Annotated in this window: 14 protein-coding genes; 8 read left to right on the forward strand and 6 right to left on the reverse strand. The window is 52.8% G+C overall.

Translation table 11 applies throughout. The annotated features are described in order from the left end of the window. From C173_RS11410 to C173_RS11420, 3 genes are all read left to right on the forward strand, one after another. Positions 1-1,272, forward strand: a 1,272-nt coding sequence (locus tag C173_RS11410; protein ID WP_036724885.1) for an S-layer homology domain-containing protein, incomplete at its 5' end; no start/stop codon positions are given. Between the two features lie 204 nt (positions 1,273-1,476). Continuing rightward, on the forward strand, positions 1,477-2,034 hold the full coding sequence (locus C173_RS11415) for a helix-turn-helix domain-containing protein (protein WP_036724886.1): 558 nt from the start codon (positions 1,477-1,479) through the stop codon (positions 2,032-2,034). A 54-nt stretch (positions 2,035-2,088) separates the two neighbouring features. Further along, positions 2,089-2,568, forward strand: coding sequence for a YbaK/EbsC family protein (locus C173_RS11420; RefSeq protein ID WP_036724888.1), 480 nt, complete (start codon positions 2,089-2,091; stop codon positions 2,566-2,568). Between the two features lie 155 nt (positions 2,569-2,723). Here the strand turns inward: C173_RS11420 and C173_RS11425 are convergent, their stop codons facing one another. Both C173_RS11425 and C173_RS11430 read right to left on the reverse strand, forming a co-directional pair. Further along, entirely contained in the window at positions 2,724-4,148 is a 1,425-nt protein-coding gene (locus C173_RS11425; protein WP_036724889.1) for an alpha-L-fucosidase, read from the reverse strand. A 238-nt stretch (positions 4,149-4,386) separates the two neighbouring features. Next, a complete protein-coding gene (locus C173_RS11430; RefSeq protein ID WP_051477975.1) occupies positions 4,387-6,402 on the reverse strand; it encodes a beta-galactosidase in 2,016 nt (671 codons plus the stop codon). 213 nt (positions 6,403-6,615) lie between these two features. Here C173_RS11430 and C173_RS11435 point away from each other — a divergent pair, with 213 nt between their 5' ends. Genes C173_RS11435 through C173_RS11455 form a run of 5 tightly spaced genes read left to right on the forward strand, consistent with a single transcriptional unit; the run spans position 6,616 to position 13,458 of the window. After that, positions 6,616-8,262 carry an extracellular solute-binding protein gene (locus C173_RS11435; RefSeq protein WP_036724891.1) on the forward strand — a complete coding sequence of 549 codons (1,647 nt, stop codon included), beginning with the start codon at positions 6,616-6,618 and terminating at the stop codon, positions 8,260-8,262. A 39-nt stretch (positions 8,263-8,301) separates the two neighbouring features. Beyond that, positions 8,302-9,213: an ABC transporter permease gene (locus C173_RS11440; protein ID WP_051477977.1), complete on the forward strand. Its 912-nt coding sequence runs from the start codon at positions 8,302-8,304 to the stop codon at positions 9,211-9,213. Positions 9,214-9,232: 19 nt separating this feature from the next. After that, complete coding sequence (locus C173_RS11445; protein WP_036724892.1) at positions 9,233-10,102, forward strand: carbohydrate ABC transporter permease; 870 nt, start codon at positions 9,233-9,235, stop codon at positions 10,100-10,102. 31 nt (positions 10,103-10,133) lie between these two features. Beyond that, on the forward strand, positions 10,134-11,894 hold the full coding sequence (locus C173_RS11450) for a sensor histidine kinase (RefSeq protein WP_036724893.1): 1,761 nt from the start codon (positions 10,134-10,136) through the stop codon (positions 11,892-11,894). Beyond that, complete coding sequence (locus C173_RS11455) at positions 11,872-13,458, forward strand: response regulator (RefSeq protein WP_036724894.1); 1,587 nt, start codon at positions 11,872-11,874, stop codon at positions 13,456-13,458. Before C173_RS11450 ends, C173_RS11455 begins: the two co-directional genes overlap by 23 nt. Positions 13,459-13,605: 147 nt before the next feature. Here C173_RS11455 and C173_RS11460 read toward each other — a convergent pair whose 3' ends face one another. The 4 genes from C173_RS11460 to C173_RS11480 form a co-directional block, all read right to left on the reverse strand. Further along, positions 13,606-13,809, reverse strand: a complete 204-nt coding sequence (locus C173_RS11460; RefSeq protein WP_036724896.1) for a hypothetical protein — start codon at positions 13,807-13,809, stop codon at positions 13,606-13,608. A 31-nt stretch (positions 13,810-13,840) separates the two neighbouring features. Beyond that, entirely contained in the window at positions 13,841-15,007 is a 1,167-nt protein-coding gene (locus tag C173_RS11465; protein ID WP_235191859.1) for a glycoside hydrolase family 27 protein, read from the reverse strand. An 846-nt stretch (positions 15,008-15,853) separates the two neighbouring features. Then, positions 15,854-17,566: an RICIN domain-containing protein gene (locus C173_RS11475; protein WP_235191860.1), complete on the reverse strand. Its 1,713-nt coding sequence runs from the start codon at positions 17,564-17,566 to the stop codon at positions 15,854-15,856. Between the two features lie 148 nt (positions 17,567-17,714). Next, positions 17,715-18,501 (reverse strand): helix-turn-helix transcriptional regulator (locus C173_RS11480; protein WP_036724899.1); only part of this gene is annotated, 787 nt, incomplete at its 5' end.

Here is an 18,501-nt window from a genome sequence, read left to right on the forward strand (position 1 = left end):
GGCGGCGGTGATCCTGGCGGCGGTAACAACGGCGGCGGTGATCCTGGCGGCGGTAACAACGGCGGCGAAACTGGCGGCGGCAACAACGGCGGCGGCGAAACTGGCGGCAGTAACAACGGCGGCAATAACGCCGGTAGTGGCAACGGCGGTGGCACTACCGTTGGTTCGGTCACCCCTGTTCAGCCGGAAGCACCAAGCGGCAGCGGCCATTTGACCGTCGAAGCAGAGGTTACAGGAACTACTGCTACAGCCACACTGGATGCGCAGAAAGTAAAAGCGGCAGACCAGATCACCGTCTCGTCTACGCTCGGTACCTTCCACTTCCCTGTAAAAGCGGTTGATACCGCAGCTTGGGGACAGCAATTGGGAACCGGGGACTGGAAGCTTAAGGTCAGTATGACGGTCCTGCCGGAACAGCGGCAGCAAGAGATCCTTCAGGCTGTTCTGGCAGCCCAGGGCAAATTAATCAGCCCTGCCATTGAATACACGGTAACGGCTGAAGCCAACGGACGCACAGTGGAGATTCCAGGGTTCAAGGGCAGCTATTCCCGGGGCACCCTGCAGCTCGACAGTCCGGCAGACAGCCGGAATACGACCGTGGTCCGGATCGGGAAGGACGGAAGCTTCACCTTCGTCCCGGCGGTCTTCAACGGCACCGGTGTCACGTTCTATAGTCCGAGCAACGGCACGTTTGCAGTGATTTCAAGCAACAAGACATTTGAGGATATCAAGGGGCACTGGGCACAGGCATCCGTCGAAAAGCTGGCCTCCAAGTACATCCTCACCGGCTTAACGGACAGCAAATTCGCACCGAACACTACCACAACGCGCGCGGAATTCGCAGCGATGATGGTTCGTGCGCTGGGCTATTCCTCCTCCGGTTCGGCAGATGTTTCGTTTAAGGATACCCCCTCCGGCGCATGGTACACCGGAAGTGTCGGAACAGCCGCTGAGCTGGGTCTGGTGCAGGGCGGAACGGACAATAATTTCCGGCCGAACGACATCATCACACGCCAGGAGATGACTGTTATCCTGGTTAAGGCGATGGCCCTTGCCGGCTCGCCGCTCCCAGCTTCAGAGCTTCAGCCTGCAGCCTTCAAGGATGCAGACAAGATTGCGGGCTGGGCGCAGCAGGATGTGGCCAAGGCGGTTCAGGCCGGCCTGATCACCGGTACACCTGCCGGGCAATTCCAGCCGGGTCAATCCGCAACCCGTGCGGAAGCGGCAACCGTCATCCTCCGCTTGCTGTCACAAGCGAAATTAATGAACTAAGCTATGCTATCAACACCATAAAAATCAAGCAGAGCAGCGATTCTCCAATAACAGGAGAATCGCTGCTCTGCTGTTTTTGGTTTATGGAGGCTTGTTTATAGAAGGCAGCTTACATTTCTTGCACTTCATTTATTGGTCTTGCATCTGTGGTTTGTATGTTATAATATATTAAAAAATGTTATGACATACGTCAGGAGTGATGCAGTGCAATCGCCAGTATTAGCTATTGGAGAACGGTTAAAAGAAATACGAGCAACTAGAAATCTTACACTTGAAGATGTTTCTAAACTTACCGATGTAAGTAAGCCCATGCTTGGACAAATTGAAAGAGGGCAGTCTTCACCAACTATTACAACTCTTTGGAAAATCGCAGTGGGCTTAAAAGTTCCTTTATCTTTATTATTGGAAGAGCTAGAAGAGGAGTGCAGTGTGGTTGATACACTGTCCAAAAACGCTATCCTCGAAGAGGATGGAAAAATGAGAGCCTTTCCTGTTTTTCCTTTTGACCCTACCCGTAACGTTGAAATATTCTATATCGAATTTGATCCCGGATGCCAGCATCGATCTAAAAAGCACCTTGATGGTGTGGAAGAATATGTTTTTGTGGAGCAAGGTATGTTAGAAATGGTAGTCAACAACAACAAAATTGTTCTAAAAGAAAAGCAAGCACTCCGCTTTCGGGCTAATGTTTCTCATTCCTACAATAATCCCTATCAAGAACCATGTGTCATTTACAACATGATTTTTTACCCAAGAGCATAGGCAAGTTTCATCTATGATCTTCTAGACAATATTTAAAAATGAGGTGTGATGATTATGGCAATTGAAAAAGTAAAAGATTTTTTCAAACAATATGGGATGGATTCTCAAATTAAAGAATTTGAAGTATCTAGTGCAACCGTGGATTTGGCTGCATCTGCATTAGGTTGTGAGCCAGAGAGAATCGCAAAAACACTTTCTTTTATGGTAAATGGACAAGCTGTGTTAGTAGTTGCCGCCGGTGATGCAAAAGTGGATAACAAAAAATTCAAAGAGTATTTCAAAACAAAAGCAAAAATGCTTTCTCCTGATGAAGCCATTGATAGGGTTGGTCATGCAATTGGAGGTGTTTGTCCATTTGCTATTAAAAACGATGTCTCTGTTTATCTAGACATCTCTCTTAAACGTTTTGAGACAATCTATCCAGCTTGCGGGAGTAGCAACAGTGCTATTGAACTTACAATAAAACAATTAGAACAATACTCTAGTTATTCAGAGTGGATTGATGTATGTAAAGGATGGAATGATTGCACATAAAACTGGAATTTCCGTGGTACCGCCAAGTTATCACCCATGGGACGCTTTCAAAAGTTCCACCCAAGACCCAAGTGTAAACATACATCCTACTCCAAACAAAGGGGCGTCCCAAGCAGCCATTACATGGCTTATGGGACGCCCCCTGCTGTCTCGGCTTACTCCACCGCGCTCAGATACACTTCAAATGCGGATAAGGTCGGGCACCAGCGTGATTTATCAATGGTCAGGCGGATATGCCTTGCTGTAACCTCCGGGAATTTGAGAATACGCTTGTGTCCGACAACCGTACATTCACTGAACCTTTTCCAGATAGCTCCGTCCAGATATTCCAGATGAAGCTGTTCGATACGCTGGCCTGACTGGATATGCTCCTTGAGCACGATCGTATCGAAGGACTGCTCCACATTCAGGTCAAGCTCAATGGAAGCCTGCTCCGTTCCTTCCTTGGGGCACCAGAATGTATCTCTGTTCCCGTCCAGTACCCGGCCGGCCGCATTGGCCTCTCCCGCCGTCTCCGTTGCGGTGGCCTGAGCCCCCGCAGCCAGATTATACTCGAAGGTGGACCGGATTACCTCTCCCAGCTCGGCCATTCGCCGGGCATCGTTCTCATGAATGAGACCGCGCTTGTCGGGCGGAAGATTGAGGAGGAACGTCGAGTTCCCGCCAACCGACTTATCATAGATGTCCAGCAGCTCTTCGAGGCTGCGGACCTGGTCATCCTCAGCAGCGTGGTAGAACCAGCCGGGCCGGATCGAGGTATTCACTTCCGCCGGATACCAGACGAGCTCCTTCCCCGCGATGGCTTCCCGGCTGCCCAGATTCTCATCGCGGGAGTTGCTGCGTCTGGCGAATTCGCCGTCGTCCACATGCTGCGACTCTTCCAGGATTTTCTCGCAATCCTGCAGCTCTGCCGGAACGACACTCCACTCGGACTCACGGGTATGGCCGGCCTCATTGCCGCACCAGCGGACGTCCGGACCGCATACGGAGATCACCGCGCCCGGCTGCAGCTCCCGGATCACCTCATAATATCCGTCCCAGTCATAGACCTGCTTCAAGCCATTCGGACCTTCACCGCATGCACCGTCGAACCAGACGCAGAAGATGTCCCCGTACCCGGTTAACAGCTCACGTAATTGATCCTTGAGATATTCGTTATACTCCGAAGTCCCGTACCGTCCGTCATGGCGGTCCCACGGAGACAAGTACACCCCGAATTTCAGTCCTCCCTCACGGCAGGCATCCGCTACCTCCTGTACCATATCGCCTTGGCCATCACGCCATGGACTGTGCTTCACGGAATGCCCGGTATGGCTGCTGGGCCAGAGACAGAAGCCGTCATGATGCTTGCAGGTCAGGATCAAGCCTCTCATTCCCGCCGATTTACACACCTCCACCCACTGTTTGGCATCAAATTCTTCGGGATTGAAGATTGCCGGTGCTTCGTCGCCGAGCCCCCATTCCTTATCGGTGAACGTATTGATTCCAAAATGTATAAATGAATAGAATTCCAGCTCCTGCCAGGCCAGCTGCCGTGGAGAAGGTACTACTTGCGCTGCGATTCTGATATTATCATTCATCCCTATGCTCCCCTTTGATAGTAGTCTATATAAGACGCACTTAAGATTTGAACTTGAAGCTTCGTCGTCACTGCGGTGAACATTTGGACTTCCGGCCGCTGTTGTCACCAGATTTCTTGATTTTGAACCGCTGTTCGCGGGTGAAATCCGTTGACAAAGGCGGACGCTACCGCTCCTACAGCTCCAAATTTCCCCTCCGCTTCTTTTGCTTTTTGTTTATTTCTTTAGTGCTTCTTATCTAGTACGTTACCAGCTCTACCTCATAAGCGCCCAAAGTCAGCGAATCCGCGAAGCGGCTGCCGGACAGCAGCCCGGATGCCTCCCTATCCAGCTGTATGGTCTGCTCTATACCGGTGGTGTTCACACAGAGTAAAGAGCCGTCTTCCAGGCTGCGTGCGACCACGCCTGAAGGGGTAACCGGACCTTTCTGGATGCCAAGCGCCGGGTACAGCCTATCAAGAAGCAGACTTAGAAAATCGGCATCTGCCGGTATCGCGACATAGATCGCCTCTCCCTTGCCATAACGGTTCCGCGTGACTGCGGGCGACTTCTCGAGTGTATTCGTGAACGAAGCCACAGTCTCTGCCGTGCGGGCTTCCAGTATCTCGTAATAGCTGATCTCAGGCTGACATTCCTGCTCCCCGAGGAGAATAGCCGGCTTTTCCCGTTCCAGATGAAGCTCTGTCTTCTCAAGACCTCCGGCATTCTCCGAAGGCGTATGGCTTCTGGTTCTCATAAAGGCTCCGCTGCGGATGCCGAAGACATCGCTTAGCCCGCCGGGCATCGGGGTATCGAACACGCGGTTATGCTCATTGACCTTCGCAGAATACGCCGTCATCACAGCGGTGCCACCTGCCTCAACGAAGGTGCGAATAGCGGCTGCTGAGGCTGTATCCATGACGGCATGTCCCGGCACGATCAGAAGCTTGTAATCCTTGCGCAGACTGCGCAGATTCACAATATTACAGTCCAGATTGGCCCGCTCAATAGCCTCATAGGCCTCCAGGACTTGCCGGGTATAATCGGTTTTGTAGTAGCTCCGGTTGCCGTCCATCACCTTCAGGCTCTCGTACGAGTAGGCGATGGCAATCTGCGGAGAGGTCTGTCTGGGAAGCCCGCGTTCCTGCAGCAGCTTGAATTCCTCCGCGATTTGTTTGAACTCCTCATACTTCCAGCCTGGCGTGCCGTCATGATCCACCAGACCGAATACATATTGCTCCTCGCCGCCCAGCATCGTCCGCCAGGTCCATGCGCAGACAGCCTGAGCCCTGTGAACAAGCGAGAGATAGGCATACATTCTCATGGCCAGGCGCGGGGAAGCGTAGCCTCCGAAGTCGCCGGTCTGGAATTCAAGGCACCAGATGGGCTGGTCAAGCTCGCCAATACGGTGATCCATGAAGAAGCAGGCGGCGGTCAAGGCCCGTCTGTCCTCGGGATTGGTGCCGGGATAGAACCCGATACCGGGGAGATCAATGATCTCCTCATATTGCTTCAGATAATCGAACCCGTAGCCGGGATTCTCTGACCAGTGATTCGTCGATTCCCTGGCTTCAGGCGCGAACTGCCTGACAATCCGGCTCAGACCCTGCATATAAGCCAAGACTTCATCGGAATAAAATCGCCACATGTCCAGCACCCGTTCCGGCGCGCCATGAATCTGGCCGGAGACTGGAAGCACGACATCGTGGAAGCTGCTCAATTTGCGCGACCAGCGCTGGGTAGTCCATGCCCGGTTCAACCGGTCTACCGTGCCGTACTTGTCTTTCAGCCAAGCTTCAAAGCGGTCTCTGGCCTCTCTGGAATAGGAAGGCGCTCCCGAGCCCAGCTCATTGCACAATCCGAAGGCATACAGGGCCGGATGATTCCGGTATTTACATACCAGTGTCTCGGCGAACTTATACGCGTATTCCTGGAAGGCCGGGTGGCCGATATCCTCCATATAGCGTGTTTGCGCTTCCATACGGATGCCGTTTGTATCGGTCCGGTCAATCGCCGGATACTTCTTGTGAAGCCATGTCGGAGCCGGGCGGGTTGCGATATCCAGCACGACCTGTATACCCGCCTCGTGAAACAGATCCATGACTTCATCGAACCATTCAAACGTAAAGTTGCCTTCAGAGGGCTCAAAGCTGTCCCAGCACAAATGCCCCAGCCGGACAATGTTAAAGGATGCTGCCCGCATCCATTCAATATCTTGTGTCCATCTCTCCTTGGGCCAGTCATGCGGATGGTAATTCGCTCCTGCATACAACAATCTAATCACCGCCATATAAAAATAATAAAATACACAAACTATATTAAATGCTGCCTTGATAATATGAAATATAATAAATGAATCAATTGATATAATAAAATGAAAGTAAAATAGAACGGCCAATATATTTGCATGAATCTCGCAATATTGTTATTTATCCCTGGGTCCCATGGGCGATATACTAAACAGCATCACATACAGGGAGGTCAATACATGAAGATAAAGTTTGCGAAGCAGGCGTCTATCGCCCTTGTGGCCGGAGTCCTGCTGACAGCTGTTGCCGGCTGCAGTGCGGCATCCGATCCGGGTCAGGCTGTACAGGGGGATCAGGGAAATACCGGGCAACAAGAGGCTACGATTACCTTAGGCCGTGTAGTCGGGTCCGATAACAAATTCAAGAACGGGGAAACCATCGAGAACAATGTCCACACCAAATGGGCTAAGGAGAAGTTCGGCATTGATTTTAAGGTGGATTGGACCGTGGGAACAGGAGATGCCTACACGACCAAGCTCCGCCTTCTGCTTAACTCCAATGAAAAGCTGCCGGATGTCTTCACCCTGAACGATCCGACGCTTGAGAATCAGGTCGTCGATTCCGGCAAGGTGATGGATATCGACGAGGCTTTTGACAAGTACGCTTCGCAGCGGCTTAAGGATCTGTACGCCCAGTACCCCGAAATATGGAATACGGTTACTTATGACGGCAAGCATTACGGTCTGCCCACCTTCAACGCCAACAGCTCTTTCAGCGTGCTCTGGATTCGCCAGGATTGGCTGGATACCTTAGGCCTGAAGGCGCCCGAGACTATCGCGGATATGGAAGCTGTAATGGATGCGTTCGTCAACCGCGACCCTGACGGCAATGGGATCAAGGATACCCTCGGATTATCCCTGTCGCTCAAAAAAGGCGTCACGGCCGTGAAGGACACCTTCATGGTATCCAGCGATTTCCTGTTCGGACAATCTGCTATCCCTACTTACTGGACAGAGGGGCCGGACGGCAAGCTTCAGTACGGCTCTGTTCAGCCTACAGTCAAGGAGGGCCTGATCAAGCTTAGCGAATGGATGAGCAAAGGCTATCTGGATAAAGACGCCGGGATCATGGATGAAGCCAAGGCGGCGGAGAGCTTTGTTCAGGGCAAATCCGGCATGGTCTTCGGCCCGACCTGGATGGCTTCCTATCCGTTCAGTGCGGATATGACCTTTGATTATATACCGGTTCCCATTCCTGCAGGCATTGACGGCAAAATGGGCTTTGGCAGTGAACCGCAATCCTCCGTCCGCTTCTATTTCAACAAGGATTTCAAATATATGGAGGCCTTCTTCAACTATCTGGACGCCATCATGGGACCCGGCTTCTACGATCCTTCCTCCGAACTGGCTAACGGCTGGGCCGAGGGCTACGACTATGTCATCGTGGACGGCAAACCGGTCTATGACCAGGACAAAATCCCGGGCGGATGGATTGATGTGAAGAAATACACCATCTACGGCAACGACATTCAGACGCCCAAAAAGGAGCTGGAGGTCATGGCCAAGCTCGGCCAGGGAAAAACACCCGAAACCCCTTACGAAATGTATTTCTCGGCCAGACCGAAGAAATGGGCAGAGGCTGCTGCCGTACTGCAGACTTACATCGACGAAGCCTCCGTATTCGATAAATATACCGGCCCTCCGACAGCAACCATGGCCCAAAAGGGCGAGCTGCTCCGCAAAATGGAAAGTGAAGCTTTCCTGAAAATTATTTACGGGCAAGAATCGCCGGATTCGTTCGACAGCTTCGTGGAGAAATGGAAGTCCTCCGGCGGAGATGATATTACCAAAGAGGTGAACGAGTGGTATCAGGCGCTTAACCAATAGAAGACTTTTGCCAAATGAACCTATAGAGGAGTTGTCCGGATGATGGAATGGAAGAAGAGCAAGACGCGATTTACTCGCCAGCTACCTCTTCATTTGCTCATACTGCCATCTGTAATCTGTCTGCTGATCTTCAATTATGCGCCTATGGCGGGGCTGTTGATGGCTTTTCAGGACTTCAAGCCCCGGCTTGGGTTCCTTCATTCACCATGGGTTGGCTTCGAGCATTTTCAATATATGTTTACTTATCCTGACAGCGTGCAGGTCATCTATAACACCCTGCTTATCGCTTCGCTCAAGATCACGGCCAACATTATAGTCCCGATCCTCTTTGCCTTGCTGCTGAATGAAGTACGTGCGCTGCTGTTCAAACGGTTCGTGCAGACCCTCGTATATCTCCCGCATTTCCTGTCCTGGGTGATTCTGGGAGGGATTCTGACAGATATCCTAGGCAACAAAGGAATTGTCAATCACCTGCTGACGCTCCTTGGCGCCGATACTGTATTTTTCCTTGGAGACGGAACCTGGTTTCGGATCACCGTAGTGGTCAGTGATGTCTGGAAGGAGTTCGGCTTCGCCGCAATTATCTATCTCGCCGCCATGAGCGGCATCAATATGTCGCTGTATGAAGCCGCCGAGATCGACGGCGCAGGCCGGTTCAAGCAGACGCTCCATGTCACCTTGCCGGCACTGGTTCCCGTTATCCTGGTTGTGGGCACGCTCGCGCTGGGCAATATCCTCAATGCAGGCTTCGACCAGATCTTCAACCTGTACAATCCGCTGGTCTACCGGGAAGGGGATATTATAGATACCTTTGTATATAGGGTAGGTCTCATGAACGGCTCCTTCAGCTTCGCGACCGCCGTCGGCTTATTCAAATCGGTCATCAGCTTCATCCTGATCGTTACGGCTTACCGGCTGGCCTACCGGTTCGGAAATTATCGCATCTTTTGAGTAAAGGCAGGCGGAATCTATGTATCGGAAAACAATCTCTTACCGCTGGTTTACAGTGCTCAACACTGCGCTTCTTGCAGTTCTGGCCGTATTATGTATCCTTCCCCTTGTGCATGTTGCGGCCGTATCCTTCAGTTCCAGTGCGGCGGCTACGGCTAATCAGGTGTTTTTCTGGCCGGTCGGCTTCACGGCTGAAGCCTACTCCAGAACGCTTACGAATCCCTTGTTTCTGCGTTCCCTAATTCTATCTGTGGAAAGAACGCTCGCCGGAACCCTGCTGTCTATGGCGTTGACCGTTACCGCCGCTTATACCCTGTCGCGTTCATTTTATGGCAGAAGCTTCTACTCCTGGTTCTTTGTCTTCACCATGCTGTTCAACGGCGGCCTGATTCCAACCTATCTGCTGATCACGCAGCTTCATTTAACCAACACGCTGTGGGTCCTGATTCTGCCGTCTGCGGTGAACGTGTTCAATACCATTCTGATGATGCAATTCTTCCGCGCCATTCCCAAAGAGCTGGAGGAGGCGGCAAGCATTGACGGGGCGGGCTATCTGAGGTCTCTGATCACGATCTATCTTCCCTTGTCGCTTCCCTCCCTGGCCACCTTATCCTTGTTCTCGATGGTCTGGCATTGGAACTCATGGTTTGACGGGCTGATCTATATGACTGATTACCGGCAGTATCCGCTGGCGACATTTCTGCAGACGATCATTCAGAGCGGCGACATGCGCAACACGAACATTGACCCCAGTCAGCTGAAAATTCTGTCGGAACGCACGGTGCGTTCTGCGCAAATTCTGATAGGAGCATTGCCGATCCTGCTCGTCTATCCGTTCCTGCAGAGGTTCTTCGTACAAGGGTTGACGATGGGCGCGGTTAAAGAATAAGATAAGCACAAAACTTAGGAGTCAGAAGCAGATGGGCAACAAGGAACGCAGTCTCTTCTCCAAGCTGGTCGGCTCGCTGGTGTTATTATTGCTGCCTGTTCTGATCTTGTCGGTGTATTCGAGCAGAGTCAATGAGAATGTCATCACCAGCCAGATCAAACAGTCGGGCATCAGCAGGCTATCTACCTTAGCCACACAACTGGACAGTATTATTACGCAGCTGGAGACCTTCACCTACCTCCTGATCCGTGATCCGAACGTCATTGAATTTCAGGATCTGTCCCTGCTGAACTCCAGCTACTACGAACAAATCAGCCGCAAAAAGCTCATTCAGGATAAGCTGTATCTGCAAAGCGCCTCGACGGAATGGATCAATGAAATCACGGTCTATTCGCCGCGTTCAGGGCAGACCATATCTACGGTCAACGGAACCTCCTATGATCTGGAGCGTCTTCAGCGGCTGAGCAAGGACAACTGGAATTTTATTATGGATGACGATCACGGAGATAAACAGGGCACGGTCATCCACTTGACCTTTGAGCCCTACCAGTCCAGCAGCGGCATCGCCAGAGCCAATTCGATCATTGAAATCAGCTTTCACATGAACCATGTGATCCGGATGCTGGAGCAGTTTCAATCGCAGGGAATCGGGGAAGCGCTTTTTTATAAACCTGATGACATCTTCTTATCCACGCCCTCTTGCCCGCCTGAGCTTCTCCAGGAGGCTGTATCCGCCTTAAAGCGGACGCAGCTGGCGCATGAGGGCAATATTACTCTGGATGTCAGCGGAATTTCCTACCTTCTGTCCTATTCCGATGTGCAGGTGCTGGACGGGTATGTGGTCAACATTGTGCCTTTATCCGAAATTCTGACGCCACTTAGGGTAACCAACCGGTTCGCCTATCTGGTCCTCGGACTGATCCTCATCGTGGGCATTGCCTTATCGTGGCTGCTATACCGGAATGTTCAGGTCCCGCTGCGCGCTCTGGTCAGAGGGGTTCAGCTCATCAAGATGGGACAATACAAGACCAGAATTCCGCTTCAGGCAAATAACGAATTCCGGCTCATTGTATCCAGATTCAACGAAATGTCGGCGCAAATCCAGCAGCTGATCGAGAATGTGCTGGAGCAGCAGCTGCTCACGCATGAAGCTGAGCTGAAGCAGCTGCAGTCACAGATTAATCCCCATTTTCTGTATAACAGCCTGTCCTACGTGATCAGCATGACCAAGCTGGAACGGAAGGATGCCGTGCTGCAAATGGCCTATCACCTGTCCGATTACTACCGCTATACGACCCGGGTGGAGAATCAGGTGGTGAGGCTGGCGGATGAGCTGAAGAACGCTGCCGATTACCTCAGCATCCACCGGATGCGGATGAGCCGCATCCGCTACAGCATCGAGGTGGCGGACCTCATGCGGGACCTTGAAGTGCCCCGGCTGATTCTCCAGCCGATCGTCGAGAATGCGCTGATTCACGGGATTGAAGCCCTGGAGGGCCCCGGGAGAATCACGATTAGCGGGAGCCTGGACGGCAACGGATATTCGTTGATAGTTGACGACAACGGCGGTACTATGACCACTGGCCGGCTTCAGGAGCTTCAGCAGCTGCTTGCGAACCGGTATGGAGAACGGCCGGAAGCCTGCGGCCTGCTGAATGTGCACCGGCGGCTCCAGCTCCGGTACGGGGCAGATTCAGGGGTGAGGCTGTCGGTCAATGCGGACTCGGGACTGCGGGTAGAGCTGTACTGGACAGAGAAGGCGGTGGAGAATGAAGCTGTTAATCGTGGATGATGAAGAGCATCTAGTGGAGAGCATGACCGCAAGCATTGCCTGGGAGACGGCTGGCATTACCAGCGTATTCTCTGCCTATTCCGGCAAGCAGGCTATGGAGCAGATGGACAAGAACGCCGCAGACATTGTGGTGACCGATGTCCGAATGCCCGGCATGAACGGCATTGAGCTGATCCGGGCGGTCAAGCAGAAGTGGCCGAGGACGGTTAGTATCTTGCTTACCGGCCATGCTGAATTTGAATATGCCCAGCAGGGGCTGAAAGCTAAGGCGGCACATTATTTCCTCAAGCCTGTGAAGGATGAGGAGCTGCTCGCTGCCGTCTCTGATGCGGCCCGTGCGCTGCAGGCAGAACGGGAGCAGATGACTGCCTACGTGCAGTCGCAGGCAATGGTTCACCGCAATTTGCCTATCCTGCGCTCCAACCTGCTGAACCATCTGATCCAGGGACGCATGTGGACTGAACGCAAATTGACAGAGCAGCTCCAGTTATACGGCCTTCCAATCGGATTAGGCGATACGATCTCCCTGATTCTGATCCGCATCGAGGACCCGCAGAAGCGCTACGATCCGTCCGATATGTCGCTTCCGGGCTTCGCTGTTACCAATATCGTGGAGGAGCTGGTGTCCCAGCACTTCAAAAGCTGGAGCTGCGAGGATGTATACGGCCATCTTCTGTTCATTGTGAACGGCGGCGGGGACGCAAGCGGCCGTCAACTGGAACAGACTGCGGATGAGATGAGGCAGATTGTCAGCCGGTTGCTGCATCTCACGGTCTCGGTCATTCTCTCCCCTTCCGGAACCTTTCCGGCCAGTGTGGAGGAGCTGTATCAGCGCTGCGTAGCCACGGTCCGCTCGCAGATCGGCTACGACAACGACTTCATCGTTCAGCTCGGCGGTCATCATGTCAAACCGGCCTCCCTGGTGGTCGCTTCCCTCTACTCGCCTCCCTTGTTCCCGCATCTGCTTGAGGCCGGGAACTGGGAGGCGGCAAGAGAGAAGCTCCAGGAGGTCTTGCTGGAATGGGGCACGAAGTATAGCGGCTCGCATGAGCATTTATCGGAGATTTATTACGCCTTGAAGTCCGCGTTCTCCTACTTTGTGCATAAGAACGGCGGTCTGCTGACAGACTACCGCCTGCATACGCCGCTTGATATCAGGAGCATCGGAGAACTGGAGTACTGGGCAACGGGCTTGCTGGACAGACTTCAGCATGAGATGAACACCGAGCTGTCCGCCTCCCGTCACTCCGTTGTCGCGCAGATTCATCAATTCGTACAGGAGCATCTGTCGGAGGATGTCTCCCTTCAGGCGATCGCCGAATATGTATATATGCACCCAACCCATGTATCCAAGGTCTTCAAGCGGGAGACGGGAGAGAACCTGTCCGATTACCTGCTGCGTCTGCGGATGGAGAAGGCTGTATTCTTGCTGAAGGACAGTAAATACAGAGTTTATGAAATAGCGAACCGTCTGGGATATAAGAACCCCACGTATTTCATCAAGGTCTTCAAGGAGCATTTTGGCGTCACGCCCCAGGAATTCAGGGAGAGCACGCTTCTCTAATTGAGATCCCAGTAATTCCGGGCCAAAAAGCCCACCATAGAGGCAATCGCCTTGACGGTGAGCTTTTTGTCGTTCTATATATGCCAAAAACCCCCTACCGGCAAGCACGCGGTCCGCAGCAGTCTGTCCGCTGCTGTCTTCCGGTGACTAACGGAACAGCACGCATTTCCCCGATTCCCTGAAATACTTGATCAGCCGCTCAATCGGCTCGCGTCCGCATTTCAGCTGCTCACCAAGACAGTCGATACACAGGAAATCCTGGGCATTGCGCGTGACCAGCTTCAGGTAAATCGCCACATCATCCGTCATCAGAGGGACCCCGCATTGTCTGCAGGTTCTGTTCATGCTCATACGCTTCTCTTCTTTCTTATCTCTAGACCAATCAGACCAATTTCGCCCGCACGATCAGACAGTCATGGGCTGGAACCACCGGAGCGAACCGTTCTCTGAACACCCCAAGCTCCTTCTGCTCCCAGCAGTCATACAGGGACAGCGATTTGCCGGAGGCATACGGAAGCCCGAAATCCCAGAATTGCAGCGACATCTCTCTTTGACCATCACTCAGATTGAAGAATCCGATCGCGAGGTCACCGTCTGCTAATACTTTTACCAGCATGAATACTTCATTGGTATGGAACCACTGCGGCTCAGGCTTAATGCGGTAAGCTCCGCGGCCCTCGATATCCTGGTTGATGGCAATCAGATCCGGGTTCAGCAGAATGTTCTTGGTCGCTTCATTCGCCTTGCGGATGTCACTGCCGATCATCAGCGGAGAGCCCAGCAGGCTCCACAGCGAGAAATGCGTCTTGTACTCTACATCCGTGCAGCCGCCGATCTGACTGCCGATGAAGTCACTGTTGCTGCCCCCATACATGCCGACTACCAGCATATCCAGATCGTTATGGCAGTAGGCCCCGGTGTAGGCGGCTTTATCAAGCTGTGACAGCGCCAGCGTCTTGATCGATTCCCAGCTGTCCTGGATATCGCCGGTGGAACGGTACATATGCGCGCCGGATTCACGAATCCACTGGTAGACGTTATCTTCACCCCAGTTACATGCGGAGAAAAGAATGTCTCTTCCGCAGTTCTTAAGTGCGAGACTCATCCGCTTATACAGTAGCTCCCCCGACATATGTCTGGGTTTGAAGCAGTAGTCATACTTCAGGAAGTCTACACCCCATTCCGCCAGCGATGCGGCATCCTGGAATTCATGCTCGAAGCTGCCCGGATACCCGGCGCAGGTATGCGTTCCCACACAAGAGTACATGCCGAACTTCAGTCCCTTGGAGTGAATATAATCTGCAACCGCCTTCATTCCGTTCGGGAATTTGTCCGGGTCAGCCACCAGCTTGCCATCCTTGTCCCGTTCCTTCAGGCTCCAGCAGTCGTCAATCACAATGTATTCGTACCCTGCATCCTTATAACCGTCCGCCACCAGCGTATCGGCCGCTTCCCGGATCAATTGCTCATTGATATCCCAAGTAAAAGTATTCCATGAATTCCATCCCATCGGCGGCGTTAAGCCAAGCTGTTGCTGTTTGTCCATCATTCGTATTCATCCTTTCGAGTCCATCATTAAATAAATAGTTACCAGCTAGTAGTCATCTGCATAAATGCTGTATTCTTTATGTATTTAATCATACCCAAGCCTTGTAATCTATAGCTTAACGTTGCTTTCTTATCGACAAATGTTGCTTTTCTTATATAAGGAGTGAGAGAGTCGCAGGTGTAAAGAGCTTGGTTGGTTTTATGCGGATTGTGATGCTTGTGGGTGCATATGCAGCAACTTCGACGGGAGTGGGCGGGTAGGCTGGTTGAAAAATCACACCTTCTCTCGCCCTGCCGCAAGCAAAACTACTTGTGTCATCTTCTCTCTCGGAAATAGGTGGACAAAGGTATCTTAATTTGCTGGATTCTCAGGATTGGGCGGGAGTAAGTGGAAAAGGAGCATCTAATTAGTTTGATCTCGTTACTTTAGTGGAAATGTGCAAAATTAAGTGTTGTTTATCCAACCATTGCCGTAGGAGGAGCCTTTTGTTCACCAGTAAGTGTATAAAAGGCAACTGTTTCCCTCCACACCTTTGCGCCCGAACCTCCAGCCTTCGCCACCCGTCCTCCACACCTCCTCGCCCGCCGTATGTATTCGGTTTTTCACACATATTTGCCCTCGCACCACCGCACACGCCGAATGTATTCGGTTGTTCACACACATTTGCTCTCGCACCCCCGCACACGCCGAATGTATTCGGTTTTTCACACACATTCGGCCTCGCACCTCCTCGCCCGCCCCCTTTCCCCTGCTTCATCACGCAAAAAGCCCCCTTCCCCCGCGCGGCAATCCGGTACTGTCCCGGACCGCCCTGCAGATGGAGAAGGGGGCTCTTACCATAAAGCTCTAGTTCACCTGAACCAGCTTCCATTGCTGGTGCAGATCGCCGCGGTAGAGGTTCTGCTGGAGCTTCGCGCCGTCTGCGGTGGAGGCTCCTGTGACTTCGACTGCCTTGTTACTGTTCACATTAAGAATGCTCCAGTAGCCGTTGCCGTTGCTCAGCTTGATGAGACGGAACTGCTGGGCGGTGTTGTTCAAATCCTGCATCAGCTGGATGGCTTCGCCGTTATTCTTCGTGCCGTTACGCACATCCATCACCTTATTGTCGGAAGAATTCACGCTGCGCAGCCGGTAAATATTATTGTACGTGCCCATATCCGTAACCGTCCATTGCTGAGCCAGCGCGGTGTTCTCCGGCCACTGCTGGAGCTGAAGGGCGTTCGTATTCTGCCCGTTCGGAACGTCAATCGCTTTGCCTGACGCCCGGTTGATCAGCTTATACTTCGCATTGTTGGTAACCCCGTTCCACACCCCGTTCCAGGGGTTGAACTGTGCCCGCTCGTAGTACCATTCGAAGATAAAGCGCGCCATGCCGTCCCGGGTGGCGTTGCCGTCATAGAGCAGCCCGCCGTCCGGATCGGCGAAGGAGCTTTTGGGACCGGGATCGAGCAGGAAGCCGTTCATATGGACGGCAATGCTGACATTGCCGGCGGCGGTGAAGATCGCTTTGGTATTCTTGCCGAAGCCTGCATTCGTACCGTTGAACAGATCCCAATATGCGGAGTCGCCCGGCTGGTTCTTGAACCAGGTCGTTTCAGTAATATTGATCGGGTAAGCATCGGCAGCAGGCTTGATGCTGCTATCCCAGATCTGCTGTAGCGAGTTGTAATTGTCATAAGCGCCGTAGCCCGGATACCAGTGTACGGCATAGCCGTAATTGTTCAGCGGGTCGGTCAGCGGACTCGATGCTGTCAGCTGATAATGCTGATCCCAGCCGAGGCCTGAAGCCCAGATCACATTATCCGCGCCCTTGCTGCGGATCGTGGAGATCATGGAGTTCTGGAAGTTCTTCAGCGAATTCCAGAACGCTGCGAAGTTAGGCTGGGAGGGATTGCCGCCCCATTGTCCGTTCACATCGCTCAGCACTGGCTCGTTGACCAGCTCGAACATGACATTATCCGCGCTCTTGAGTCCCGGCTGGGAGGCCAGGTAACCCCAGATCTGATTGAACTTGTCCAGATTGGCCTGGGTGGTCGCCTTATTGTCCAGCAGGGTGAAGTCCAGCCCCAGCGTGACGTACAGCCCCTTCGTCTTCGCATACTCCACATAGGGAATGATCAGATTCTGGGTAGCTGCCTGAAGGCCCGCGAAGTTATACGTTCCTGCTGCGACATCGCCCATATCCTCCCGGTCGATGAACAGGCGGACCTGATTCGAGTACCAGCCGTGGCTGTTGCCGTATTTGCCGGAGGTGTTGGTGAAGGTATCCGTGATCTCCTTCAGGTACTCCAGAGTGGCCTTATGCCGGTTCCCGCCGTTGCGTTTCAGATAATAATTGCTGTTCTGATACGTCCAGTAAGCCCCGGTAGGCTGATGCCAGCCGCTTAGCAGCACAGGCTGCCCGCTGCTGTTCACCAGCTGATTGCCGCTTACATGCAGCTTGGGAACAGGCGAACCCTCCCAAGCGTTTGCAGTGCCGCCGCCGGACTGCATCGGCGTCAGCAGCAGGGCCAGCATCACCAGCAGCTTCATGGATAAGCTTAACTTCCTTTTTCTCACAGATACCCATCTCCTTCTCATTTCGTGAAATCGGCGGATGCCGTCTTAATGAAAGCGAATACATCTGAATTGTACTCTGCGGGGAGACGGGCTGAAACCTGTGTGATTATAGTTGATAGACTTACAAATTATAGTTGATAGACTCAGATTATAAATTTACATGCAGAGACTCCCTGTATTCCTGGGGTGTCATTCCCGTCATTTTTTTGAAGAACCGGGTGAAGGAATGGTGGGCCTCATAACCGACATACAGCGCCACATCGCGGATTTTGAGCGTTTCATTTCCCAGCAGCTCCTTCGCCTTGACAGCCCGGCATTGATCAATGTACTCAGACAGGTTAATACCCTGCTCCTGCTTGAAGAAGCGGGACAGGTACGACGGATTGAAATAATGCAGCTCGGCCAGCCGCACCAGAGACAGGTCTTCGCCCAAATGGCTGTGGATATAATCGCAGATCCGTTCAATAACCTCCGAGGAGCGTTCCTTCTCGGCTGTGCTTCTCCGCTCGAAGAGATCGGAGGCCAGCCTCTCCATATAATAGATGCCCTCCCCCAGGGAAGAATGCTCGTCCAGCCGCATCAGCTTGCCATATTCATTGACAAGGCCGTAGAGCTCCGAGCGGTTCATATGGGACAGCAACACAAGGGCAACTGTATAATACAGCTCGGCGGCTTCTTCCACGGAGACGCCCGAATGAATGCCTTCCCGGATCTCCTCCAGCGTCTCAGCGAACCGCTCCCGCCGTCCGGCATCCAGATGGGCCGCAAGATTCTCCACCCGCTGTTGGAGCCGGACCCCAGTCTCACGGACTGCGTCAGACTCCGGCGGACCGCTGCGGTCAATCTGCACCATGGAGATGCCGTCCCCGATCTTCATCTGCTGCAGCCGGTGAAGCCGCTCGTAATGGCGGCCGGTCTCTGTCCAGGCACAGGCC

The organism is Paenibacillus sp. FSL R7-277 (assembly GCF_000517965.1).
GTDB classification, from domain to species: domain Bacteria; phylum Bacillota; class Bacilli; order Paenibacillales; family Paenibacillaceae; genus Paenibacillus_AQ; species Paenibacillus_AQ silagei.

Coding starts and splice junctions, on each gene's coding strand:
- C173_RS11420 (WP_036724888.1), top strand. CDS start 2,089: ATGGCAATTGAAAAAGTAAAAGATTTTTTCAAACAATATGGGATGGAT.
- C173_RS11440 (WP_051477977.1), top strand. CDS start 8,302: ATGATGGAATGGAAGAAGAGCAAGACGCGATTTACTCGCCAGCTACCT.
- C173_RS11450 (WP_036724893.1), top strand. CDS start 10,134: ATGGGCAACAAGGAACGCAGTCTCTTCTCCAAGCTGGTCGGCTCGCTG.
- C173_RS11425 (WP_036724889.1), bottom strand. CDS start 4,148: ATGAATGATAATATCAGAATCGCAGCGCAAGTAGTACCTTCTCCACGG.
- C173_RS11460 (WP_036724896.1), bottom strand. CDS start 13,809: ATGAGCATGAACAGAACCTGCAGACAATGCGGGGTCCCTCTGATGACG.
- C173_RS11435 (WP_036724891.1), top strand. CDS start 6,616: ATGAAGATAAAGTTTGCGAAGCAGGCGTCTATCGCCCTTGTGGCCGGA.
- C173_RS11455 (WP_036724894.1), top strand. CDS start 11,872: ATGAAGCTGTTAATCGTGGATGATGAAGAGCATCTAGTGGAGAGCATG.
- C173_RS11445 (WP_036724892.1), top strand. CDS start 9,233: ATGTATCGGAAAACAATCTCTTACCGCTGGTTTACAGTGCTCAACACT.
- C173_RS11465 (WP_235191859.1), bottom strand. CDS start 15,007: ATGATGGACAAACAGCAACAGCTTGGCTTAACGCCGCCGATGGGATGG.